This window comes from Vibrio pelagius, from assembly GCF_024347575.1.
GTDB classification, from domain to species: Bacteria; Pseudomonadota; Gammaproteobacteria; order Enterobacterales; family Vibrionaceae; genus Vibrio; species Vibrio pelagius.
Window position 1 is genome coordinate 396,415 of the sequence record NZ_AP025503.1, and the last position, 15,257, is coordinate 411,671.

Genomic DNA, 15,257 nt, shown 5'->3' on the forward strand with positions numbered 1-15,257 from the left:
AAGGCCTTTTTTAGATTTGTTTAAAAGCGTTATTTAGAGTGTCACATGAACCACTTCCACCAGACAAATAGAGCAAGGAAGCCGAATAAGTAAATCAAACCGACAATTGATAGCAGTTTCAGTTTTGACCCTAGATCTAAGGCTTTAGGCAGCTCTGCTTTGCTCACCAAAATGTAGTTAAGTAGAGCAAAGAATGGTGTGGTAGCAAACGCCAACACCATCGCAAAGTTTAGCATCGGCATTAGAGCGGACGTGAAGAACATGACAATAGCGATCGCAGCTATAGAGACGACAATGATCCAGCCTTGTAACATTTTAGGGCTGTCCGCTTTATTGGTGAGCAGTCGTTGTGACTCGGCCAAGACTCGTGAATAACCGTCGATCACTGTAATGGTACTGCCGAAGATACAAAAGAAAGCGATAATGGCGATCAGAGGGCGTGACCATTCTCCAATGGTTGAAGCATAGATACCAACTAATTGATGGGTAAAACCAACACCAGAACCTGAGAGTTCAACCCCCGAACCATGCAGTACTAGTGCGCCAAGTGCAACGAAGACTAAAGCCAGTAGTGCCGTACCAATGTAACCTACATTAAAGTCAAACAGAGCGGATTGCGCGGTTACGTCATGCTTGGTTTTTTGGCTCTTAAGCCACATCGAGGTGATGCTGGAGATCTCAATTGGGGCTGGCATCCAACCCATGGTTACCACAATGAATCCAATCGCAGCCAGAGACCACGGTGAAGGTGGCTCAAAGGTCGCTGCTGGTTCGATGGGTGAACCAAACGCAATCGCCACCGCAGCCAAAGTGGTAATGGTTAATACAGCCATGATCGTTTTTGAGAGCATATCTAGAGCACGATAATGTCCTGCAAACAGAATGATCAAACAGGTCGCAAGCACAATGATTGATAGCGTGCTAGTGGCGAGCTCGAAAGGAATAAAGTAACTGAGTAGGCTCGCGCTGAACAATAACAATGCAGCGGTATTCACGACCGCAGAGATCGCACTAAGCACCGTGAAGACGAGTAAGTAAGGACGCCCAAGGTTAGAGTAGCCTTCGACTAGGCTCTGCCCAGTACCTAAGGTGTACTGGATGCCAGCTCGGAAAAATGGGTATTTAAAAAGGTTGACCAGAACGATCAGCGCGGCCAATTGCCAGCCATACATAGCCCCTGCTTTTGTGGATGCGACTAGGTGAGAGCCACCAACGGCAGCAGCTGCCATCATTATCCCTGGACCGAGTGATTTCAGTAATCCAGATAGCGGCGTTGGTTGAGTGGGGTGAGGGGCGGTGACCGTGTTTTCCATTAATACATCCTTGGGTTTTTCTTGTTAAGCTCCTGTTTCCTTATCAATAACATGTTTAAAATTACTGTCAATTAAAATGTACGATATTGGCTTTTATTTGTAATTATAAATGTACATTTTGGTTTGCTTTTATTTTTGAGAAATCTATGAGACGAAAAAAATATCATGGCATTAGTTAAATACACGCCTCCGACCGATCCTTGGATTGAAGTTGTGTTTGAAGATGAAGATATCTTAGTGGTCAACAAACCATCAGGATTACTGTCGGTTCCTGGTCGAGAGCCACAGCACTATGACAGTATGTGGAGCCGAGTTGTAGAGGCTTTCCCACAGGCGCAAGCCGTGCATCGCTTGGACATGTCGACCTCAGGTCTGATGCTGTTTGCGAAACATAAACAGGCTGAGCGCCATTTAAAGAAGCAATTTCAGTATCGATTAACTCATAAACTTTACTACGCTCGAGTATGGGGTGACGTGGAGCGGGCTGAAGGGGAGGTTGATCTGCCTTTGATTTGTGATTGGCCAAATAGACCTCGACAGAAAGTGTGTTTTGAACAGGGAAAGCCTGCCCAGACTCGCTACCAAGTTGCGCAGCGTGAGGAGCATACAACTCTGTTACGTTTGCTTCCGATTACAGGGCGTTCTCATCAGTTGCGTGTTCATACCATGGCACTGGGTCATCCGATGGTGGGAGACGAGTTTTACTCAACGGAGCCAGCACTCAGTTATTCTCAACGATTAGAGCTTCATGCATCTGAACTCAGTTTTTATCATCCTGCGACTGACCAGTTATTTACCGCGTTTGTCCCGTGTGACTTTTACCCAGAAGCCAAGCCGCAGATCGCTCAACATTTTGATATTGAGCAGGAACTACCAGACTACAAAAGGCTGAAAGGTTAGAATGGACTGATAGACGAATGTTGAAACAAGGAAGAATAATGAGCAAGCCTAAGGTGGTGTTCCTCGATAGGGCAACCATTCCATCCCAGATCTCTTTGAAAGCGTTGAGTTTTGAACATGAGTGGGTGGAGTATGACTTCACTCAACCGAACCAAGTCGCTGAGCGAATAGCTGACGCAGAGATTGTTATCACGAATAAAGTGGTGCTGAATGCTTCCAACTTATCATCCGCCGCTAAACTGCGTTTTATTGCTGTCTCTGCTACTGGCGTAAACAACATTGACCTGGAGTACTGTCAAGGTAATGGAATCTCAGTCAGTAACATTCAGGGATACGCGACTCAGTCCGTTCCCGAACATGTGATTGCAATGCTGTTCGCTTTAAAGCGTAACCTTAAGGGCTACCACCAAGATATCGAGCGTGATGTATGGCAACGTGATAAACAGTTCTGCTTTTTCACGCACCCAATTCAAGATATTGCTGGCAGCACCTTAGGTATCTTGGGGAGTGGCAGTTTAGGCCAAGCGACTGCAGTTCTGGCCAAAGCGATTGGAATGCAGGTGGTGTTTGCTGAACGCAAGGGAGCGAGCACTTGCCGCGAGGGTTACACGTCCTTTGAAGAGGTACTTAAAACCGCGGATGCAATCAGCTTACACTGCCCGTTAACGGCTCAGACAGAGAATGTAATCTCTAGCGAAGAGTTTCAGATGATGAAACCAAATTGTGTGCTGGTCAATGCAGGACGCGGTGGACTGGTGGATGAAGTCGCGTTAGTTGAAGCGCTGCGCAGTGGCGAGATTGCAGGGGCGGGTGTTGACGTATTCACGGCTGAGCCGGCAGATAAGTCTAACCCTCTTTTAGCAAACAGTGACTTACCTAATCTTATTTTGACACCTCATGTGGCGTGGGGCAGCGATAGTGCGATACAGAAGCTGGCGGATATTCTAATGGATAACATTGACGCGTTTGCAGCAGGGGTCGCTCAAAATCTAGTGACGTAGTCTTTGGTTGAATTCCTCCAATAAAAAAGGTTGGCATAGAAGCCAACCTTTTGTGCTTGAGAACGGAATAAACTTAGCCTTGTGGCTTCACCACCAAAACATTGATTGGTGAGTTCTGTACCACTTTGCTTGCTACAGAGCCTAGAACCACTTTATCAATCTTAGAGCGCTTATGGCTTGGCATAACGATAAGGTCTGCGCCTAGCTTCTCTGCGTGGTCTAAAATGGTCGAGTAGGTTTTACCTTCAGCCACATGTACTTTGTAGATCACTTCGTCATCGATGTATTTATCTGCAAACTCTTGAAGCTGACGCTTTACGTCTTGCTTCATTTGGTTTGCTGCATCTTTCGGGAAGTAAGATGCAACCATAGACATGTGAATACCTGGCAGAACGTTCAAAAGGTGAATCTCTGCGTTGCTATGTTTAGCGTGCCATACTGCAAGTTCAACGGCTTTGTCTGAAAAGCCTTTGTCATTAAGATCAACTGGAACAAGGATTTGTCTGTACATGTTTTTGTCTCTTTAGTTTAGCGGCGCTGAGCGAGTCTAGCACCGTACTATCCTTTCCGTGTAATACAGAAGTGAAAGCGTTTGGAATACTCTCACTTCCCATCGTTACGCGCTAATCTCATCCTTACGAGCACGTCTTCTTTGGTTCATACCTAAGCCAATGAGGATCAGTAGAGTCGGAACAAATACCCACTCTTTCATTGGTCGGTCAGCATCTTGAATGATGGACTTAATTTCCCAATCAAAATCGATACCAGCCGCTTCAGCAGGGCTGCCAAACTCAACCATGTCGACAATCATCTTGCCGTCAGCTTCGGTTAGCATCAGACCCATTGATGAGATACGTTCTTCAGCAGTGGCTGCCTTGTCATCAAACGGCAGACGCACAGTCTTTTCTGAGTATTCGCCTTCTAGGTTCTCACCACCGACTCTTAGTTCGATAGATTGTCCTACATTTAGCTGCTCAGTAACTTGCGCAATCTCAACACCTGGTGAAAGAACTTTCGCTGGGTAGATCATGTCCCACCAGAAACCTGGACGGAAGAAAGAGAAGGTCAGTACAAGTAAGAGTACCGTTTCCCACCATTTATTCTTAGTGAACCACCAACCTTGCGTCGCGGCAGAGAAGATCAGCATCGCTGCTACTGATGAGAAGATCGTCAGCGCTAAATGCCACCATGAATCAATGCCCATCAACAGTAGTTGAGTATTGAAGATGAACATGAATGGCAAGATGGCAGTACGGATATCGTAGGTAAAGCCTTGAATACCAGTACGGATTGGATCTGACTTAGCAATCGCTGCGGCTGCAAAGGCTGCTAGGCCAACTGGCGGTGTATCATCGGCTAAGATACCGAAGTAGAACACGAACAGGTGAACCGCAATCAATGGAATGATCAAGCCGTGTGCTGCACCTAGAGTTACGATTACCGGCGCCATGAGAGTCGAAACAACAATGTAGTTAGCGGTTGTTGGTAGACCCATACCTAGAATTAAGCTAATTACCGCAGTAAACAGCAGCATGAGTAGGATGCTACCACCTGAGATAAACTCAACGAAGTCAGTCATAACCAGACCGATACCAGTAAGTGTTACCACACCTACCACTGTACCAGCTGCGGCAGTCGCCACACCGATACCGATCATGTTACGCGCACCTGAAACCAGTGCTTCAGCTAGATCGATAAAGCCTTCTTTTGTTTGAGCCGCAAGATCTTCAGATTTGGTCATCATCGCCATCAGTGGACGTTGAGTGATCAGAATAAAGATCATAAACACCGTTGCCCAGAATGCGGATAGACCCGGAGAGAAGCGCTCAACGGTTAGACACCATACTAGAACCACGATAGGCAGTAGGTAGTGCAAGCCTGACTTGATGGTTGGACCTGGATCCGGTACTTCCGTTAGGTTCTCGTCGATTTCGATACCGCCCTCTTTAGCGTATTTTGCTGAGATGCGAATCAAACCAAGATAGGAGAGAAGTAGAGCGACTGTGACGATAGGTGTCGCAGCTGCGCCAAACACATCTTTCGTCCAACCAACACCGTAGTAAACCACTGCACTGATGATACATAGACCTAAAATCGTGCCAGTGAACGATAGTAGACTTTGAACCACAGTTGGAGTGTGACGACGAGGAAGACCTGTCATGCCCGCTTTACACGCTTCTAAGTGAACGATGTAAATCAGAGCGATGTAAGAAATAAGTGCAGGTAGTAGTGCCGCTTTGATAACTTCAACGTAAGAGATACCCACGTATTCCACCATCAAAAATGCAGCTGCACCCATGATTGGCGGAGTCAGTTGACCATTGGTTGAAGCTGCTACTTCTACTGCGCCCGCTTTAGTCCCTGGGAAGCCAACACGTTTCATCAGTGGAATCGTGAAAGTACCTGTGGTTACTACGTTAGCAATCGAAGAACCAGAAACTAGACCAGATAGACCTGAAGCCACAACCGCGGCTTTTGCTGGGCCGCCTTTCATGTGTCCAAGCAGTGAGAATGCGACTTTGATGAAGTAAGCACCTGCGCCCGCACGCTCCAGCATCGCACCAAAGAGTACGAACAAGAATACGAATGAGGTAGAAACACCCAGAGCAACACCAAATACACCTTCAGTCGTTAACCATAGATGCGACATTGCTTTGTTGAGACTTGCACCTTTGTGTGCGATCACGTCTGGCATGTATGGACCACCGAACGTGTACAGCAGGAATACAGCTGCAACCACCATAAGCGGTGGACCAAGTGCACGTCGTGTCGCTTCCAGTAGCAGTACCATACCGGTTACCGCTGCCACAATATCAAAAGTCGTCGGAGCGCCTGAACGGCCAGCGAGCTCCGTGTAAAAAATGTAGATATAAGCAGCAGAGAAACTACCAGCAAGCGCCAATACCCAATCAAGAGCTGGTATATAGTCGCGAGGAGAATTCTTTAATGCTGGGTAAGCAGTAAATGCAAGAAAGATAGCAAACGTGAGGTGAATGGCTCGTGCTTGAGTATCGTTCAATACAGCGAAGTCAAAAATAAATGGTAGCGGAGATGCATACCAAAGTTGGAACAATGACCAACATAGCGGCACAAACCATAGAATACGACCTTGCATACCGCTCGGGCTACGTGCTCCAGTGTCTGATTGTGCCACCATTTCTTGCACATCAGAAGACGGTGATGTTGTCTGCGTCATGTACTTTATCCTTATTATTGATGGTCTAGCCTTTTCGCATGTCACAGCGATACGTAATTTTTCTTCCTATCTAGTGTAGTGAACTGACAAGAAAATGCGTTTTGGATCAACTGTGTCTTAGGCTTGATACGAAGGTAAGTTCTCCAATTTGGAGAGACTTAAAAGTTTGTCTCTTTTCACTTAGGTTCTTTTTATAAAGCGTGAAAAGCCAATAAGGAGGGCTCGCCTCCTTATTGGATAGAGTAGGTTTGAAGAGGGATTACTTCAGAAGACCCACTTCTTTGTAGTATTTTTCAGCACCTGGGTGTAGAGGGATAGAAAGACCTGCTTTTACCATGTCCTCTTTCTTCAGGTTTGCAAATGCAGGGTGAAGACGTTTGAACGTGTCAAAGTTTTCAAATACTGCTTTTGCAACGTTGTAAGCAACATCGTCTGATACGTCAGTCGTTGTTACCATAGTTGCTGCTACACCAAAGCTGTTTACGTCAGCGTCTGTACCGCGGTACATACCTGCAGGTACTGTGCTGTATGCGTAGTATGGGTTTTCAGCAACGATCTTGTCGATTTGAGGACCTGTTGCAGAAACTAGCTTAGCGTCACAAGACGTTGTTGCTTCTTTGATTGAACCGTTCGGGTGACCAACCATGTAGATGAATGCATCAATCTTGTTATCACAAAGTGCTTGAGAACGCTCAGAACCTTTTAGTTCAGACGCTAGCTTGAAGCTGTCGTTAGTCCAACCCATAGCGTCCATTACAACACCCATAGTTGCACGGTCACCAGAACCTGGGTTACCAATGTTTACGCGCTTACCTGCTAGGTCAGCAACGCCATTGATGCCAGCATCTGTACGAGCAATGATGTTGAACGGTTCTGTGTGTAGAGAGAACATAGCGCGTAGTTTTTTGTACTCGCCTTGATCTTTGAACTTACTTGTACCGTTGTAACCGTGGTATTGCCAGTCCGATTGAACAACACCGAAATCCAGTTCACCAGCACGGATAGTGTTAACGTTGTAGATTGAACCACCAGTCGATTCTACTGAACAACGGATGTTGTGGTCTTTGCGGCCTTTGTTCACGAGTTTACAAATAGCACCACCTGTAGGGTAGTAAACACCCGTAACAGAACCAGTACCGATTGTGATGAACTCTTGAGCGTTAGCTGCGCCAGCGCCCATTACAGCAGCTGCAATCGCACCAACTTTAAGAAGTTTGGTAAATGCCATGAATTTCCCTTCCTTTATTCATTATTAACCCTGAAGCAAGTGTAGTTGCTTCTGGAGTTTCCTCTTTGGAAACGGCACCTTTTTCAATCCATGTGATGAAAAAGTGGCTGAATAATATCAAAAAATTGGCAGTAAATTACTCGAATGTTAAAACTTATAGCGAAAAAATCTAAATAACTGTGCACTAATATAACGTTTTAGTTGCAACTAGATTTTTTAAAATCAAATAGTTATGTGATTTTTGGTGGCTGGAGATGGATATTTCAGGATGTGATTTGGATCACGAAATTTATAGATGTTCATGATCCATTCATATGAGCCATGTTTATGGCGTTTCAAACATTAGCCAGCGTATTCAAATAGTTCACATACCGACTCAAATAGCTGTTTGGTTGTGACTGCCAGCGTTGGGGTAATAAAGATAGTGTCATCACCAGCAACCACGCCTAAGATACCTTCCGACTTACCCAGAGAGTCCAATAAGCGAGCGATTAACTGTGCAGCACCAGGACCTGTGTGAATAACAACCAACGCATTGTTGTGGTCAATATCTAGCACCAACTCTCTGAGCGAGCTAGAAACTGTTGGAACACCTAGTTCAGCGGGAAGGCAGTAAACCATCTCCATTTTCGCATTGCGAGTTCGAACCGCACCAAACTTAGTTAACATACGCGAGACTTTTGATTGGTTGATACTCTCAAAGCCTTCGTGCTTGAGTGCGTCGACAATCTCACCTTGAGAGCCAAAGCGCTCTTCTTTTAGTAAAGCTTTAAAAGCGCGAACTAAGTTGTCTTGTTTTTCGGTATTGCGCATATGTCTTCTTATTTTTAAACAAATCTATTTGCATATTCTCGCATACATATTCAGTTTTAGCCAAAGTATCCAGGCAATTTGTTAGTCATATCACTGTAAACATTAAATAGAATAATATGCCATTAATGACGATTTGCTTTGTTATTTCAGTCAATTATTCACATAATACAAATTCTCCGTGTAGCACGGTTTTATTGACTTGCGCGAGGTCGCAAAGCTGGCGTTAATTGATTGTAATCACTTTGTGATTATTATAGTTTTTGAACTTAAATTAGCTCACAAATCACCCTACTAAGAATTTATAAGAGAAAATCTCTCAAGGAGAATAACAATGAAAGTAGCTGTTATTGGTGCCGCTGGTGGCATCGGTCAAGCCCTAGCCCTATTACTTAAGAACCGCCTACCTGCTGGTTCTGATCTTGCTCTTTACGATATCGCTCCAGTAACACCGGGTGTTGCTGCTGATCTTAGCCATATCCCAACGCCGGTTTCGATCAAAGGATACGCGGGTGAAGATCCAACTCCAGCGCTAGAAGGTGCTGATGTCGTTCTTATTTCTGCGGGTGTTGCACGTAAGCCAGGTATGGATCGTGCGGATCTTTTCAATGTAAACGCGGGTATTGTTAAGTCTCTAGCTGAAAAAATCGCGGTTGTTTGTCCAAAAGCTTGTGTGGGTATCATCACGAACCCTGTGAACACAACGGTGCCAATCGCTGCTGAAGTTCTTAAGAAAGCAGGCGTTTACGACAAGCGTCGTCTATTCGGTGTGACTACTCTAGATGTTATTCGTTCTGAAACATTCGTTGCTGAGCTAAAAGACAAAGATCCAGGCGATATCCGTGTACCAGTTATCGGTGGTCACTCTGGTGTAACAATCCTTCCACTACTTTCACAAGTAGAGGGTGTTGAGTTTACAGACGAAGAGATCGCAGCACTGACAACTCGTATTCAAAACGCGGGTACTGAAGTAGTAGAAGCGAAAGCGGGCGGTGGTAGTGCGACACTATCTATGGGCCAAGCAGCTTGTCGCTTTGGTCTAGCACTTGTTAAAGCGCTTCAAGGTGAAGAAGGCGTTATTGAGTGTGCATACGTTGAAGGTGAAGGCGAGCACGCCCCATTCTTCGCACAGCCAGTGAAACTTGGTAAAGAAGGCGCAGAAGCGATCCTGAGCTACGGTGAACTTAGCGACTTTGAGCGCAATGCACTAGACAGCATGCTAGAAACTCTAAATGGCGACATCGAAATCGGTGTTGAATTCGCTAAATAAGCGCATTTAGATTGTCTTGATTCAAAAGCCGCTCTGATGAGCGGTTTTTTTGATCTCGGCTTTTGATCTTTGTTTGCTAAAGGCTCGTATTCCCGTTGAAATGGAAAACCGAGGGTAGGGTATGAGTCGAGTACGAAAAGGGACGCACGTCGAATATTTGGGGCACCTAGGTAAGGTGTTAGTGATTGATGAGCAAGAGCAAACCGCCTTAGTTGAGTCTTATCACACCCATGAGCAATATGCAGTGCCGCTAGAAGAGCTAGAAGCGATTGATGCGCAACTTCCACTTTCATTGGAGTCTAGCCGTTACTAACTCCCCAAAAACTAAAAAAGAGCCTCTGAGGGCTCTTTTTTTGTTTACCTGACGAATTGCCAGTTGCGCTGAATGATTACTTGCTGCGTTTTACCGCTAGGTGAGCCAGTGTTATTAGCGCTTGCTTGTATTCTGAATCTGGAAGTATAGATAACTCGGCAATGGCTTTGTCCGCCTCTTCGTGCGCCTTCTGCGTGGTGTATTCTAGAGATCCTGTCGCTTTCATTGCTGCAAGAATATCGTCAAGCTTCTCCATACCGTTTGAGTGCTCAATCGCTTCGCGGATCATACTTGCTTGCTCTGGTGTACCGTTGCGCATGGCGTAAAGCAGTGGCAGAGTCGGTTTACCTTCTGCAAGGTCATCACCCACGTTTTTACCCATCTCTTTACCATCTGCGGTGTAGTCCATCACATCATCAATCAACTGGAAAGCGGTGCCAAGGTATTTACCGTAGTTCTGCATTGCCGTTTCGACTTCAGGTGACGATTCAGTCAAGATAGCGCCAATTTGTGTCGCTGCTTCAAACAGGCGTGCAGTCTTCGAGTAGATCACCTGCATGTAGCTTTCTTCAGTGGTGTTTGGATCATTGCAGTTCATTAATTGCTGAACTTCACCTTCCGCGATCACGTTTACCGCTTCACTCATCAGTTCAAGGATCCTTAGTGATCCTAACTTTGTCATCATTTGGAATGAACGAGTGTAGATAAAATCACCAACGAGAACGCTGGCTGCATTGCCAAAGGCTGCATTCGCTGTTGCTTTACCGCGACGCATGTCCGATTCATCCACCACATCATCATGCAATAACGTCGCTGTATGGATGAATTCAATAAAGGCTGCCGAGGTGATATGAGCGTCACCTTGATAGCCAAGAGCACGAGCTGATAAAAGAGCAAGCAAAGGGCGAAGGCGCTTGCCGCCACCGCTCACGATATAGAAACCAAGTTGGTTGATTAAACTTACGTCAGAATTAAGTTGGGCTTGAATTGTTTCATTCACTTTTGCCATATCATTGGCAGTAAGCGCTTGGATAGCTTTAAAATCCATTGTTCATCCGGCTAAAGTTAGACCCTGTAAGGCTTATACGTTGTATTAATTGTTGAATAATACACTAAAAAACGTTGATTAATATATCGCTTAAGGGCATGATTGCCGCACTTTTCTTTGGCGAACAGGTTTTCGCCAATTTTTTAAAAATATGGCTTGTCAAAGGCGTATCTTCTCTGTAGAATCTGCGCCCTATTGATGATTAGTTTAGCGCACACCCAAATGAGGCTGTGCGGAAAAAGCGGAGTAAAATATGTACGCTGTTTTCCAATCTGGTGGTAAACAACACCGTGTAAGCGAAGGTCAAACTCTTCGTTTAGAGAAATTAGACGTTGAAACTGGTGCAACTGTTGAATTTGATAAAGTTCTTCTTGTTGCTAACGGTGAAGAAATCACTGTTGGTGCACCTCTTGTTGAAGGTGGTAAGGTTACTGCGGAAGTAGTACAACACGGTCGTGGCGATAAAGTTAAAATCGTTAAGTTCCGTCGTCGTAAGCACTCTCGTAAGCAAGCTGGCCACCGTCAGTGGTTCACTGAAGTGAAAATCACTGGCATTAACGCTTAAGTTATAGGAGAGTTTAACAATGGCACACAAAAAAGCTGGCGGTTCTACTCGTAACGGCCGCGATTCAGAAAGCAAACGTCTTGGTGTAAAGCGTTTCGGTGGTGAATCTGTTCTTGCAGGTAACATTATCGTTCGTCAACGTGGTACTAAGTTCCACGCTGGTACTAACGTAGGTATCGGTAAAGACCACACTCTTTTCGCTCTTACTGAAGGTAAAGTGAAATTCGAAGTGAAAGGTCCTAAAAACCGTAGATTCGTTAGCATCGATTCTGAGTAATTCCTCAGTCTCAAGATGAATTTAAAAGCCCTGCCGTTAGGCGGGGTTTTTTATTTATAATGAGATTGAAATTAAAGCGAGAATAAAAAAGCAGGCGCTCTTGTTACGTGTACAGCAAAGAACCCCTTCTTATTTGTTCCTTAGTTGCAGATAGACCCTAGATCTTAGGTGATCGATCTAAATACGGATCTGCTAGAATTTATATCATTCTCTGATGAGTGATGCACAGCGCAAAGTGCGGAGTTAAAAATGAAATTCGTTGATGAAGCGGTAGTAAAAGTAGAAGCCGGTGATGGTGGTAATGGTACAGTAAGTTTTTGGCGCGAAAAATTCGTAGCAAAAGGCGGCCCTGACGGCGGTGATGGCGGTGACGGTGGTGATGTTTATATCCAAGCGGATGAAAACCTAAACACACTGATCGATTACCGTTTCCAACGTTTTTACAATGCAGAGCGTGGTGAGAATGGCCGTGGTGGTAACTGTACAGGTAAGCGTGGTAAAGACATCACATTGAAAGTACCAGTCGGTACTCGTGCTGTTGATATCCACACTAATGAAATCGTGGCTGAAGTTGCTGAGCACGGCAAGAAAGTGATGGTCGCAAAAGGCGGTTGGCACGGGCTAGGTAACACGCGTTTTAAGTCGTCTGTTAACCGAGCTCCTCGTCAAAAGACCATGGGTACCAAAGGTGAGGTTCGTGAACTTCGCCTAGAGCTACTGCTGCTTGCGGATGTAGGTATGCTAGGTCTACCAAATGCTGGTAAATCTACCTTCATTCGTTCTGTTTCTGCAGCGAAACCAAAAGTAGCGGATTATCCGTTTACGACACTTATCCCAAGCTTGGGTGTAGTGAGTGTGGTTCCTGAGAAGAGCTTTGTGGTTGCCGATATCCCAGGTCTGATTGAAGGCGCTGCGGATGGTGCTGGCCTTGGTATTCGATTCTTGAAGCACCTTGAGCGTTGTCGTGTACTGCTGCATATGATCGATATCATGCCAATTGATCAATCGGATCCTATTCAGAATGCACTCACGATCATCGACGAGCTTGAACAGTACAGCGAAAAAGTGGCTCAAAAGCCTCGCTGGTTAGTGTTTAATAAAGTTGATCTAATGCCTGAAGAAGAAGCACAAGAGAAGATCCAAGAGATTATTGATGCTCTAGGTTGGGAAGGTGAGTACTTCCAAATCTCAGCTGTGAATAAACTGGGTACTAAAGACCTTTGTTACAAACTCGCTGACTTCATGGAAAACCTACCTCGTGAAGAGGAAGAGGTGACTGAAGAAGAGAAAGTCGACTTCATGTGGGATGACTACCACAAAGACGCGATGAGCGGCAAAGATGTAGTGACTGACGATGATTGGGACGATTGGGATGACGAAGAAGATGACGGTCATGTTATCTACGTTCGTGACTAATTGAGCCGATTAGACGAAAACCGCAATTAATATTGCGGTTTTTTTGTATCTAAATCATGAATCGGTGATGATGAATCAGGCAAAATCTACCTCTTAAGTATCAACGCCAATGGGAAGGAAATCATGGCATCAAAACAACGAGCGATATCTCGATTGGTCGCTCAATCTGGACAAATGTTATTGGCACACGGTGCTGAAAGTACCTTAGTGGGCGACATCATGCGTCGCATAGGCATTGCATGTGGTGTCGACGAAGTGGAAGTCGCTCTGTCCGCCAATGCGCTAGTGGTTACGACCGTTATGGGTGATCACTGTATCACCACCACTCGAAGCTGTGCTGATCGTGGTATCAATATGCGGGTGATTACTGATATTCAACGCATCTGCATCATGATGGAAAAAGGGATTCTAGATTCTGACTTAGCACAGAGGAAGATTAACGATATCAGCCCTGAGCGCTACAACCGCTGGTTGGTTGTGGTGATGATAGGGTTATCTTGTGCTTCATTCAGTCGTTTAGCGGGAGGCGATTGGCACGTATTTATGATGACTTTTATCGCGTCTGCGTGCGGCATGATTGTTCGTCAAGAGATCGGTCATCGACACTTTAACCCTCTGCTTAACTTTGCCGTTACAGCTTTTGTGACTACAGCCATTTCTGCTCAAGCTGTTTTGTTCGATATTGGCGGTCAACCCACTATAGCAATGGCCTCTTCTGTATTAATGTTGGTTCCAGGCTTTCCATTAATTAACTCTGTTGCAGATATGCTTAAAGGACATATCAATATGGGGCTAGCGCGCTTTACTATGGCGAGTTTACTGACATTGGCAACTAGCCTTGGCATTGTGGCTGCAATGAGCTTGTCGGGCGTATGGGGGTGGGCTGGATAATGTTAGAGTTATTATTAGGTTTAGCCAATGATATGTTTTTTGCTGCCATTCCTGCTGTCGGCTTTGCGCTGGTATTCAACGTTCCACAGCGAGCACTTATCTATTGTGCGCTTGGTGGGGCCATTGGTCACGGAAGTCGATATTTAATGATGCACTTCGGTGTACCTATTGAGTGGGGGACCTTCTTTGCTGCAACCCTTGTTGGCATGATAGGTGTCCATTGGTCGCATAAACTGCTGGCTCACCCTAAGGTGTTTACGGTCGCAGCTCTCATTCCAATGGTTCCGGGTGTCTTTGCCTTCAAGGCGATGATTGCGATGGTTGAGATTAACAATACGGGCTATACACCTGAGTTAGTCGCGATGTTGATGGAGAATTTCCTTAAAGCGATGTTCATTATCGCGGGGTTAGCGATTGGCTTAGCAGTGCCCGGGCTGTTATTCTACCGCCGTAGACCTATCGTTTAGCAAACATTAACCCAATTCAGAGTAGGACCTCAGTAGATATGATCATCAGTATGATAGCGGCAATGGCAGATAATCGCGTCATTGGTAAAGACAATCAAATGCCTTGGCATCTTCCCGCTGATTTTGCGTGGTTTAAACGTTCGACAATGGGTAAGCCTATTGTGATGGGACGTAAAACTTATGATTCTATTGGCCGTCCGTTACCAGGGCGCTTGAATATCGTTGTGAGCCGTGATGAAACCTTGAAAATTGATGGTGTCACGATGGCGGCGTCTGTTGAGCGGGCTTTAGAGTTGGTCGGTGATGTGGAAGAGGTGATGATCATCGGTGGTGGCTCGATCTACGCTCACTGTTTACCGAAAGCGGATAAGCTGTATCTAACCTATATTGATCTTGTTGTTGAAGGCGATACTCAGTTCCCTGATTGGGGAGAAGGTTGGACGCAAAGCTATTCTGAGCAGTTTAAAGCGGATGAGAAAAACAAACACAACATGGAGTTTGTGATTTTAGAGCGCTAAGGTCTAAAGTTTGTAACTGCTTGCGCTATCTCGCTAGTAGCGCA

General features: G+C 45.4%; 16 protein-coding genes. 10 read left to right on the top strand and 6 right to left on the bottom strand.

What is annotated here, in order from left to right:
- Window positions 1–41 precede the first annotated feature (41 nt).
- Window positions 42–1,313 (bottom strand): NRAMP family divalent metal transporter, encoded by a 1,272-nt coding sequence (locus vsple_RS01800; RefSeq protein WP_261882515.1) that lies wholly within the window; start codon window positions 1,311–1,313, stop codon window positions 42–44.
- A 165-nt stretch (window positions 1,314–1,478) separates the two neighbouring features.
- Here vsple_RS01800 and rluA point away from each other — a divergent pair, with 165 nt between their 5' ends.
- Together rluA and vsple_RS01810 are read left to right on the top strand one after the other, a co-directional pair.
- On the top strand, window positions 1,479–2,213 hold the full coding sequence (rluA, locus tag vsple_RS01805; RefSeq protein ID WP_261882516.1) for a bifunctional tRNA pseudouridine(32) synthase/23S rRNA pseudouridine(746) synthase RluA: 735 nt from the start codon (window positions 1,479–1,481) through the stop codon (window positions 2,211–2,213).
- A 38-nt stretch (window positions 2,214–2,251) separates the two neighbouring features.
- Window positions 2,252–3,214, top strand: coding sequence for a D-2-hydroxyacid dehydrogenase (locus tag vsple_RS01810; RefSeq protein WP_261882517.1), 963 nt, complete (start codon window positions 2,252–2,254; stop codon window positions 3,212–3,214).
- 73 nt (window positions 3,215–3,287) lie between these two features.
- Here the strand turns inward: vsple_RS01810 and vsple_RS01815 are convergent, their stop codons facing one another.
- The 4 genes from vsple_RS01815 to argR form a co-directional block, all read right to left on the bottom strand.
- On the bottom strand, window positions 3,288–3,725 hold the full coding sequence (locus vsple_RS01815; protein ID WP_255231540.1) for a universal stress protein: 438 nt from the start codon (window positions 3,723–3,725) through the stop codon (window positions 3,288–3,290).
- Between the two features lie 105 nt (window positions 3,726–3,830).
- Window positions 3,831–6,410 (bottom strand): TRAP transporter permease, encoded by a 2,580-nt coding sequence (locus vsple_RS01820; RefSeq protein WP_261882518.1) that lies wholly within the window; start codon window positions 6,408–6,410, stop codon window positions 3,831–3,833.
- A 259-nt stretch (window positions 6,411–6,669) separates the two neighbouring features.
- Window positions 6,670–7,638 carry a TAXI family TRAP transporter solute-binding subunit gene (locus vsple_RS01825; RefSeq protein WP_255231538.1) on the bottom strand — a complete coding sequence of 323 codons (969 nt, stop codon included), beginning with the start codon at window positions 7,636–7,638 and terminating at the stop codon, window positions 6,670–6,672.
- Window positions 7,639–7,980: 342 nt separating this feature from the next.
- The gene (gene argR / locus vsple_RS01830) at window positions 7,981–8,451 is read right to left on the bottom strand and encodes a transcriptional regulator ArgR (protein WP_032553023.1); all 471 of its coding nucleotides are present in this window, start codon (window positions 8,449–8,451) and stop codon (window positions 7,981–7,983) included.
- A gap of 331 nt (window positions 8,452–8,782) precedes the next feature.
- On the opposite strand from argR, the gene mdh reads away from it, so the two are divergent.
- Both mdh and vsple_RS01840 read left to right on the top strand, forming a co-directional pair.
- Entirely contained in the window at window positions 8,783–9,718 is a 936-nt protein-coding gene (gene mdh / locus vsple_RS01835) for a malate dehydrogenase (RefSeq protein WP_032553024.1), read from the top strand.
- Window positions 9,719–9,839: 121 nt separating this feature from the next.
- Window positions 9,840–10,031 carry a hypothetical protein gene (locus vsple_RS01840; protein ID WP_261882519.1) on the top strand — a complete coding sequence of 64 codons (192 nt, stop codon included), beginning with the start codon at window positions 9,840–9,842 and terminating at the stop codon, window positions 10,029–10,031.
- Window positions 10,032–10,107: 76 nt separating this feature from the next.
- Here the strand turns inward: vsple_RS01840 and ispB are convergent, their stop codons facing one another.
- Entirely contained in the window at window positions 10,108–11,079 is a 972-nt protein-coding gene (ispB, locus tag vsple_RS01845; RefSeq protein WP_261882520.1) for an octaprenyl diphosphate synthase, read from the bottom strand.
- A gap of 253 nt (window positions 11,080–11,332) precedes the next feature.
- Here ispB and rplU point away from each other — a divergent pair, with 253 nt between their 5' ends.
- The 6 genes from rplU (at window position 11,333) to folA (ending at window position 15,213) form a co-directional block, all read left to right on the top strand.
- A complete protein-coding gene (rplU, locus tag vsple_RS01850; RefSeq protein ID WP_032553027.1) occupies window positions 11,333–11,644 on the top strand; it encodes a 50S ribosomal protein L21 in 312 nt (103 codons plus the stop codon).
- Between the two features lie 19 nt (window positions 11,645–11,663).
- Window positions 11,664–11,921 carry a 50S ribosomal protein L27 gene (rpmA, locus tag vsple_RS01855; protein WP_261882521.1) on the top strand — a complete coding sequence of 86 codons (258 nt, stop codon included), beginning with the start codon at window positions 11,664–11,666 and terminating at the stop codon, window positions 11,919–11,921.
- 249 nt (window positions 11,922–12,170) lie between these two features.
- Window positions 12,171–13,337 carry an Obg family GTPase CgtA gene (gene cgtA / locus vsple_RS01860; protein WP_150895887.1) on the top strand — a complete coding sequence of 389 codons (1,167 nt, stop codon included), beginning with the start codon at window positions 12,171–12,173 and terminating at the stop codon, window positions 13,335–13,337.
- A gap of 123 nt (window positions 13,338–13,460) precedes the next feature.
- Window positions 13,461–14,228, top strand: coding sequence for a threonine/serine exporter family protein (locus vsple_RS01865; RefSeq protein WP_255231535.1), 768 nt, complete (start codon window positions 13,461–13,463; stop codon window positions 14,226–14,228).
- The gene (locus vsple_RS01870; RefSeq protein ID WP_261882522.1) at window positions 14,210–14,695 is read left to right on the top strand and encodes a threonine/serine exporter family protein; all 486 of its coding nucleotides are present in this window, start codon (window positions 14,210–14,212) and stop codon (window positions 14,693–14,695) included. The genes vsple_RS01865 and vsple_RS01870 overlap by 19 nt, the downstream gene beginning before the upstream one ends.
- Window positions 14,696–14,733: 38 nt before the next feature.
- Window positions 14,734–15,213 (top strand): type 3 dihydrofolate reductase, encoded by a 480-nt coding sequence (gene folA / locus vsple_RS01875; protein ID WP_261882523.1) that lies wholly within the window; start codon window positions 14,734–14,736, stop codon window positions 15,211–15,213.
- Window positions 15,214–15,257 lie beyond the last annotated feature (44 nt).

Excerpts from the sequence above, each read along its gene's own strand:
- vsple_RS01820 (WP_261882518.1), bottom strand. The coding sequence starts at position 6,410 with ATGACGCAGACAACATCACCGTCTTCTGATGTGCAAGAAATGGTGGCA.
- vsple_RS01865 (WP_255231535.1), top strand. The coding sequence starts at position 13,461 with ATGGCATCAAAACAACGAGCGATATCTCGATTGGTCGCTCAATCTGGA.
- mdh (WP_032553024.1), top strand. The coding sequence starts at position 8,783 with ATGAAAGTAGCTGTTATTGGTGCCGCTGGTGGCATCGGTCAAGCCCTA.
- vsple_RS01800 (WP_261882515.1), bottom strand. The coding sequence starts at position 1,313 with ATGGAAAACACGGTCACCGCCCCTCACCCCACTCAACCAACGCCGCTA.
- rpmA (WP_261882521.1), top strand. The coding sequence starts at position 11,664 with ATGGCACACAAAAAAGCTGGCGGTTCTACTCGTAACGGCCGCGATTCA.
- argR (WP_032553023.1), bottom strand. The coding sequence starts at position 8,451 with ATGCGCAATACCGAAAAACAAGACAACTTAGTTCGCGCTTTTAAAGCT.
- rplU (WP_032553027.1), top strand. The coding sequence starts at position 11,333 with ATGTACGCTGTTTTCCAATCTGGTGGTAAACAACACCGTGTAAGCGAA.
- vsple_RS01840 (WP_261882519.1), top strand. The coding sequence starts at position 9,840 with ATGAGTCGAGTACGAAAAGGGACGCACGTCGAATATTTGGGGCACCTA.
- vsple_RS01870 (WP_261882522.1), top strand. The coding sequence starts at position 14,210 with ATGGGGGTGGGCTGGATAATGTTAGAGTTATTATTAGGTTTAGCCAAT.
- folA (WP_261882523.1), top strand. The coding sequence starts at position 14,734 with ATGATCATCAGTATGATAGCGGCAATGGCAGATAATCGCGTCATTGGT.
- vsple_RS01815 (WP_255231540.1), bottom strand. The coding sequence starts at position 3,725 with ATGTACAGACAAATCCTTGTTCCAGTTGATCTTAATGACAAAGGCTTT.
- ispB (WP_261882520.1), bottom strand. The coding sequence starts at position 11,079 with ATGGATTTTAAAGCTATCCAAGCGCTTACTGCCAATGATATGGCAAAA.
- rluA (WP_261882516.1), top strand. The coding sequence starts at position 1,479 with ATGGCATTAGTTAAATACACGCCTCCGACCGATCCTTGGATTGAAGTT.
- vsple_RS01810 (WP_261882517.1), top strand. The coding sequence starts at position 2,252 with ATGAGCAAGCCTAAGGTGGTGTTCCTCGATAGGGCAACCATTCCATCC.
- vsple_RS01825 (WP_255231538.1), bottom strand. The coding sequence starts at position 7,638 with ATGGCATTTACCAAACTTCTTAAAGTTGGTGCGATTGCAGCTGCTGTA.
- cgtA (WP_150895887.1), top strand. The coding sequence starts at position 12,171 with ATGAAATTCGTTGATGAAGCGGTAGTAAAAGTAGAAGCCGGTGATGGT.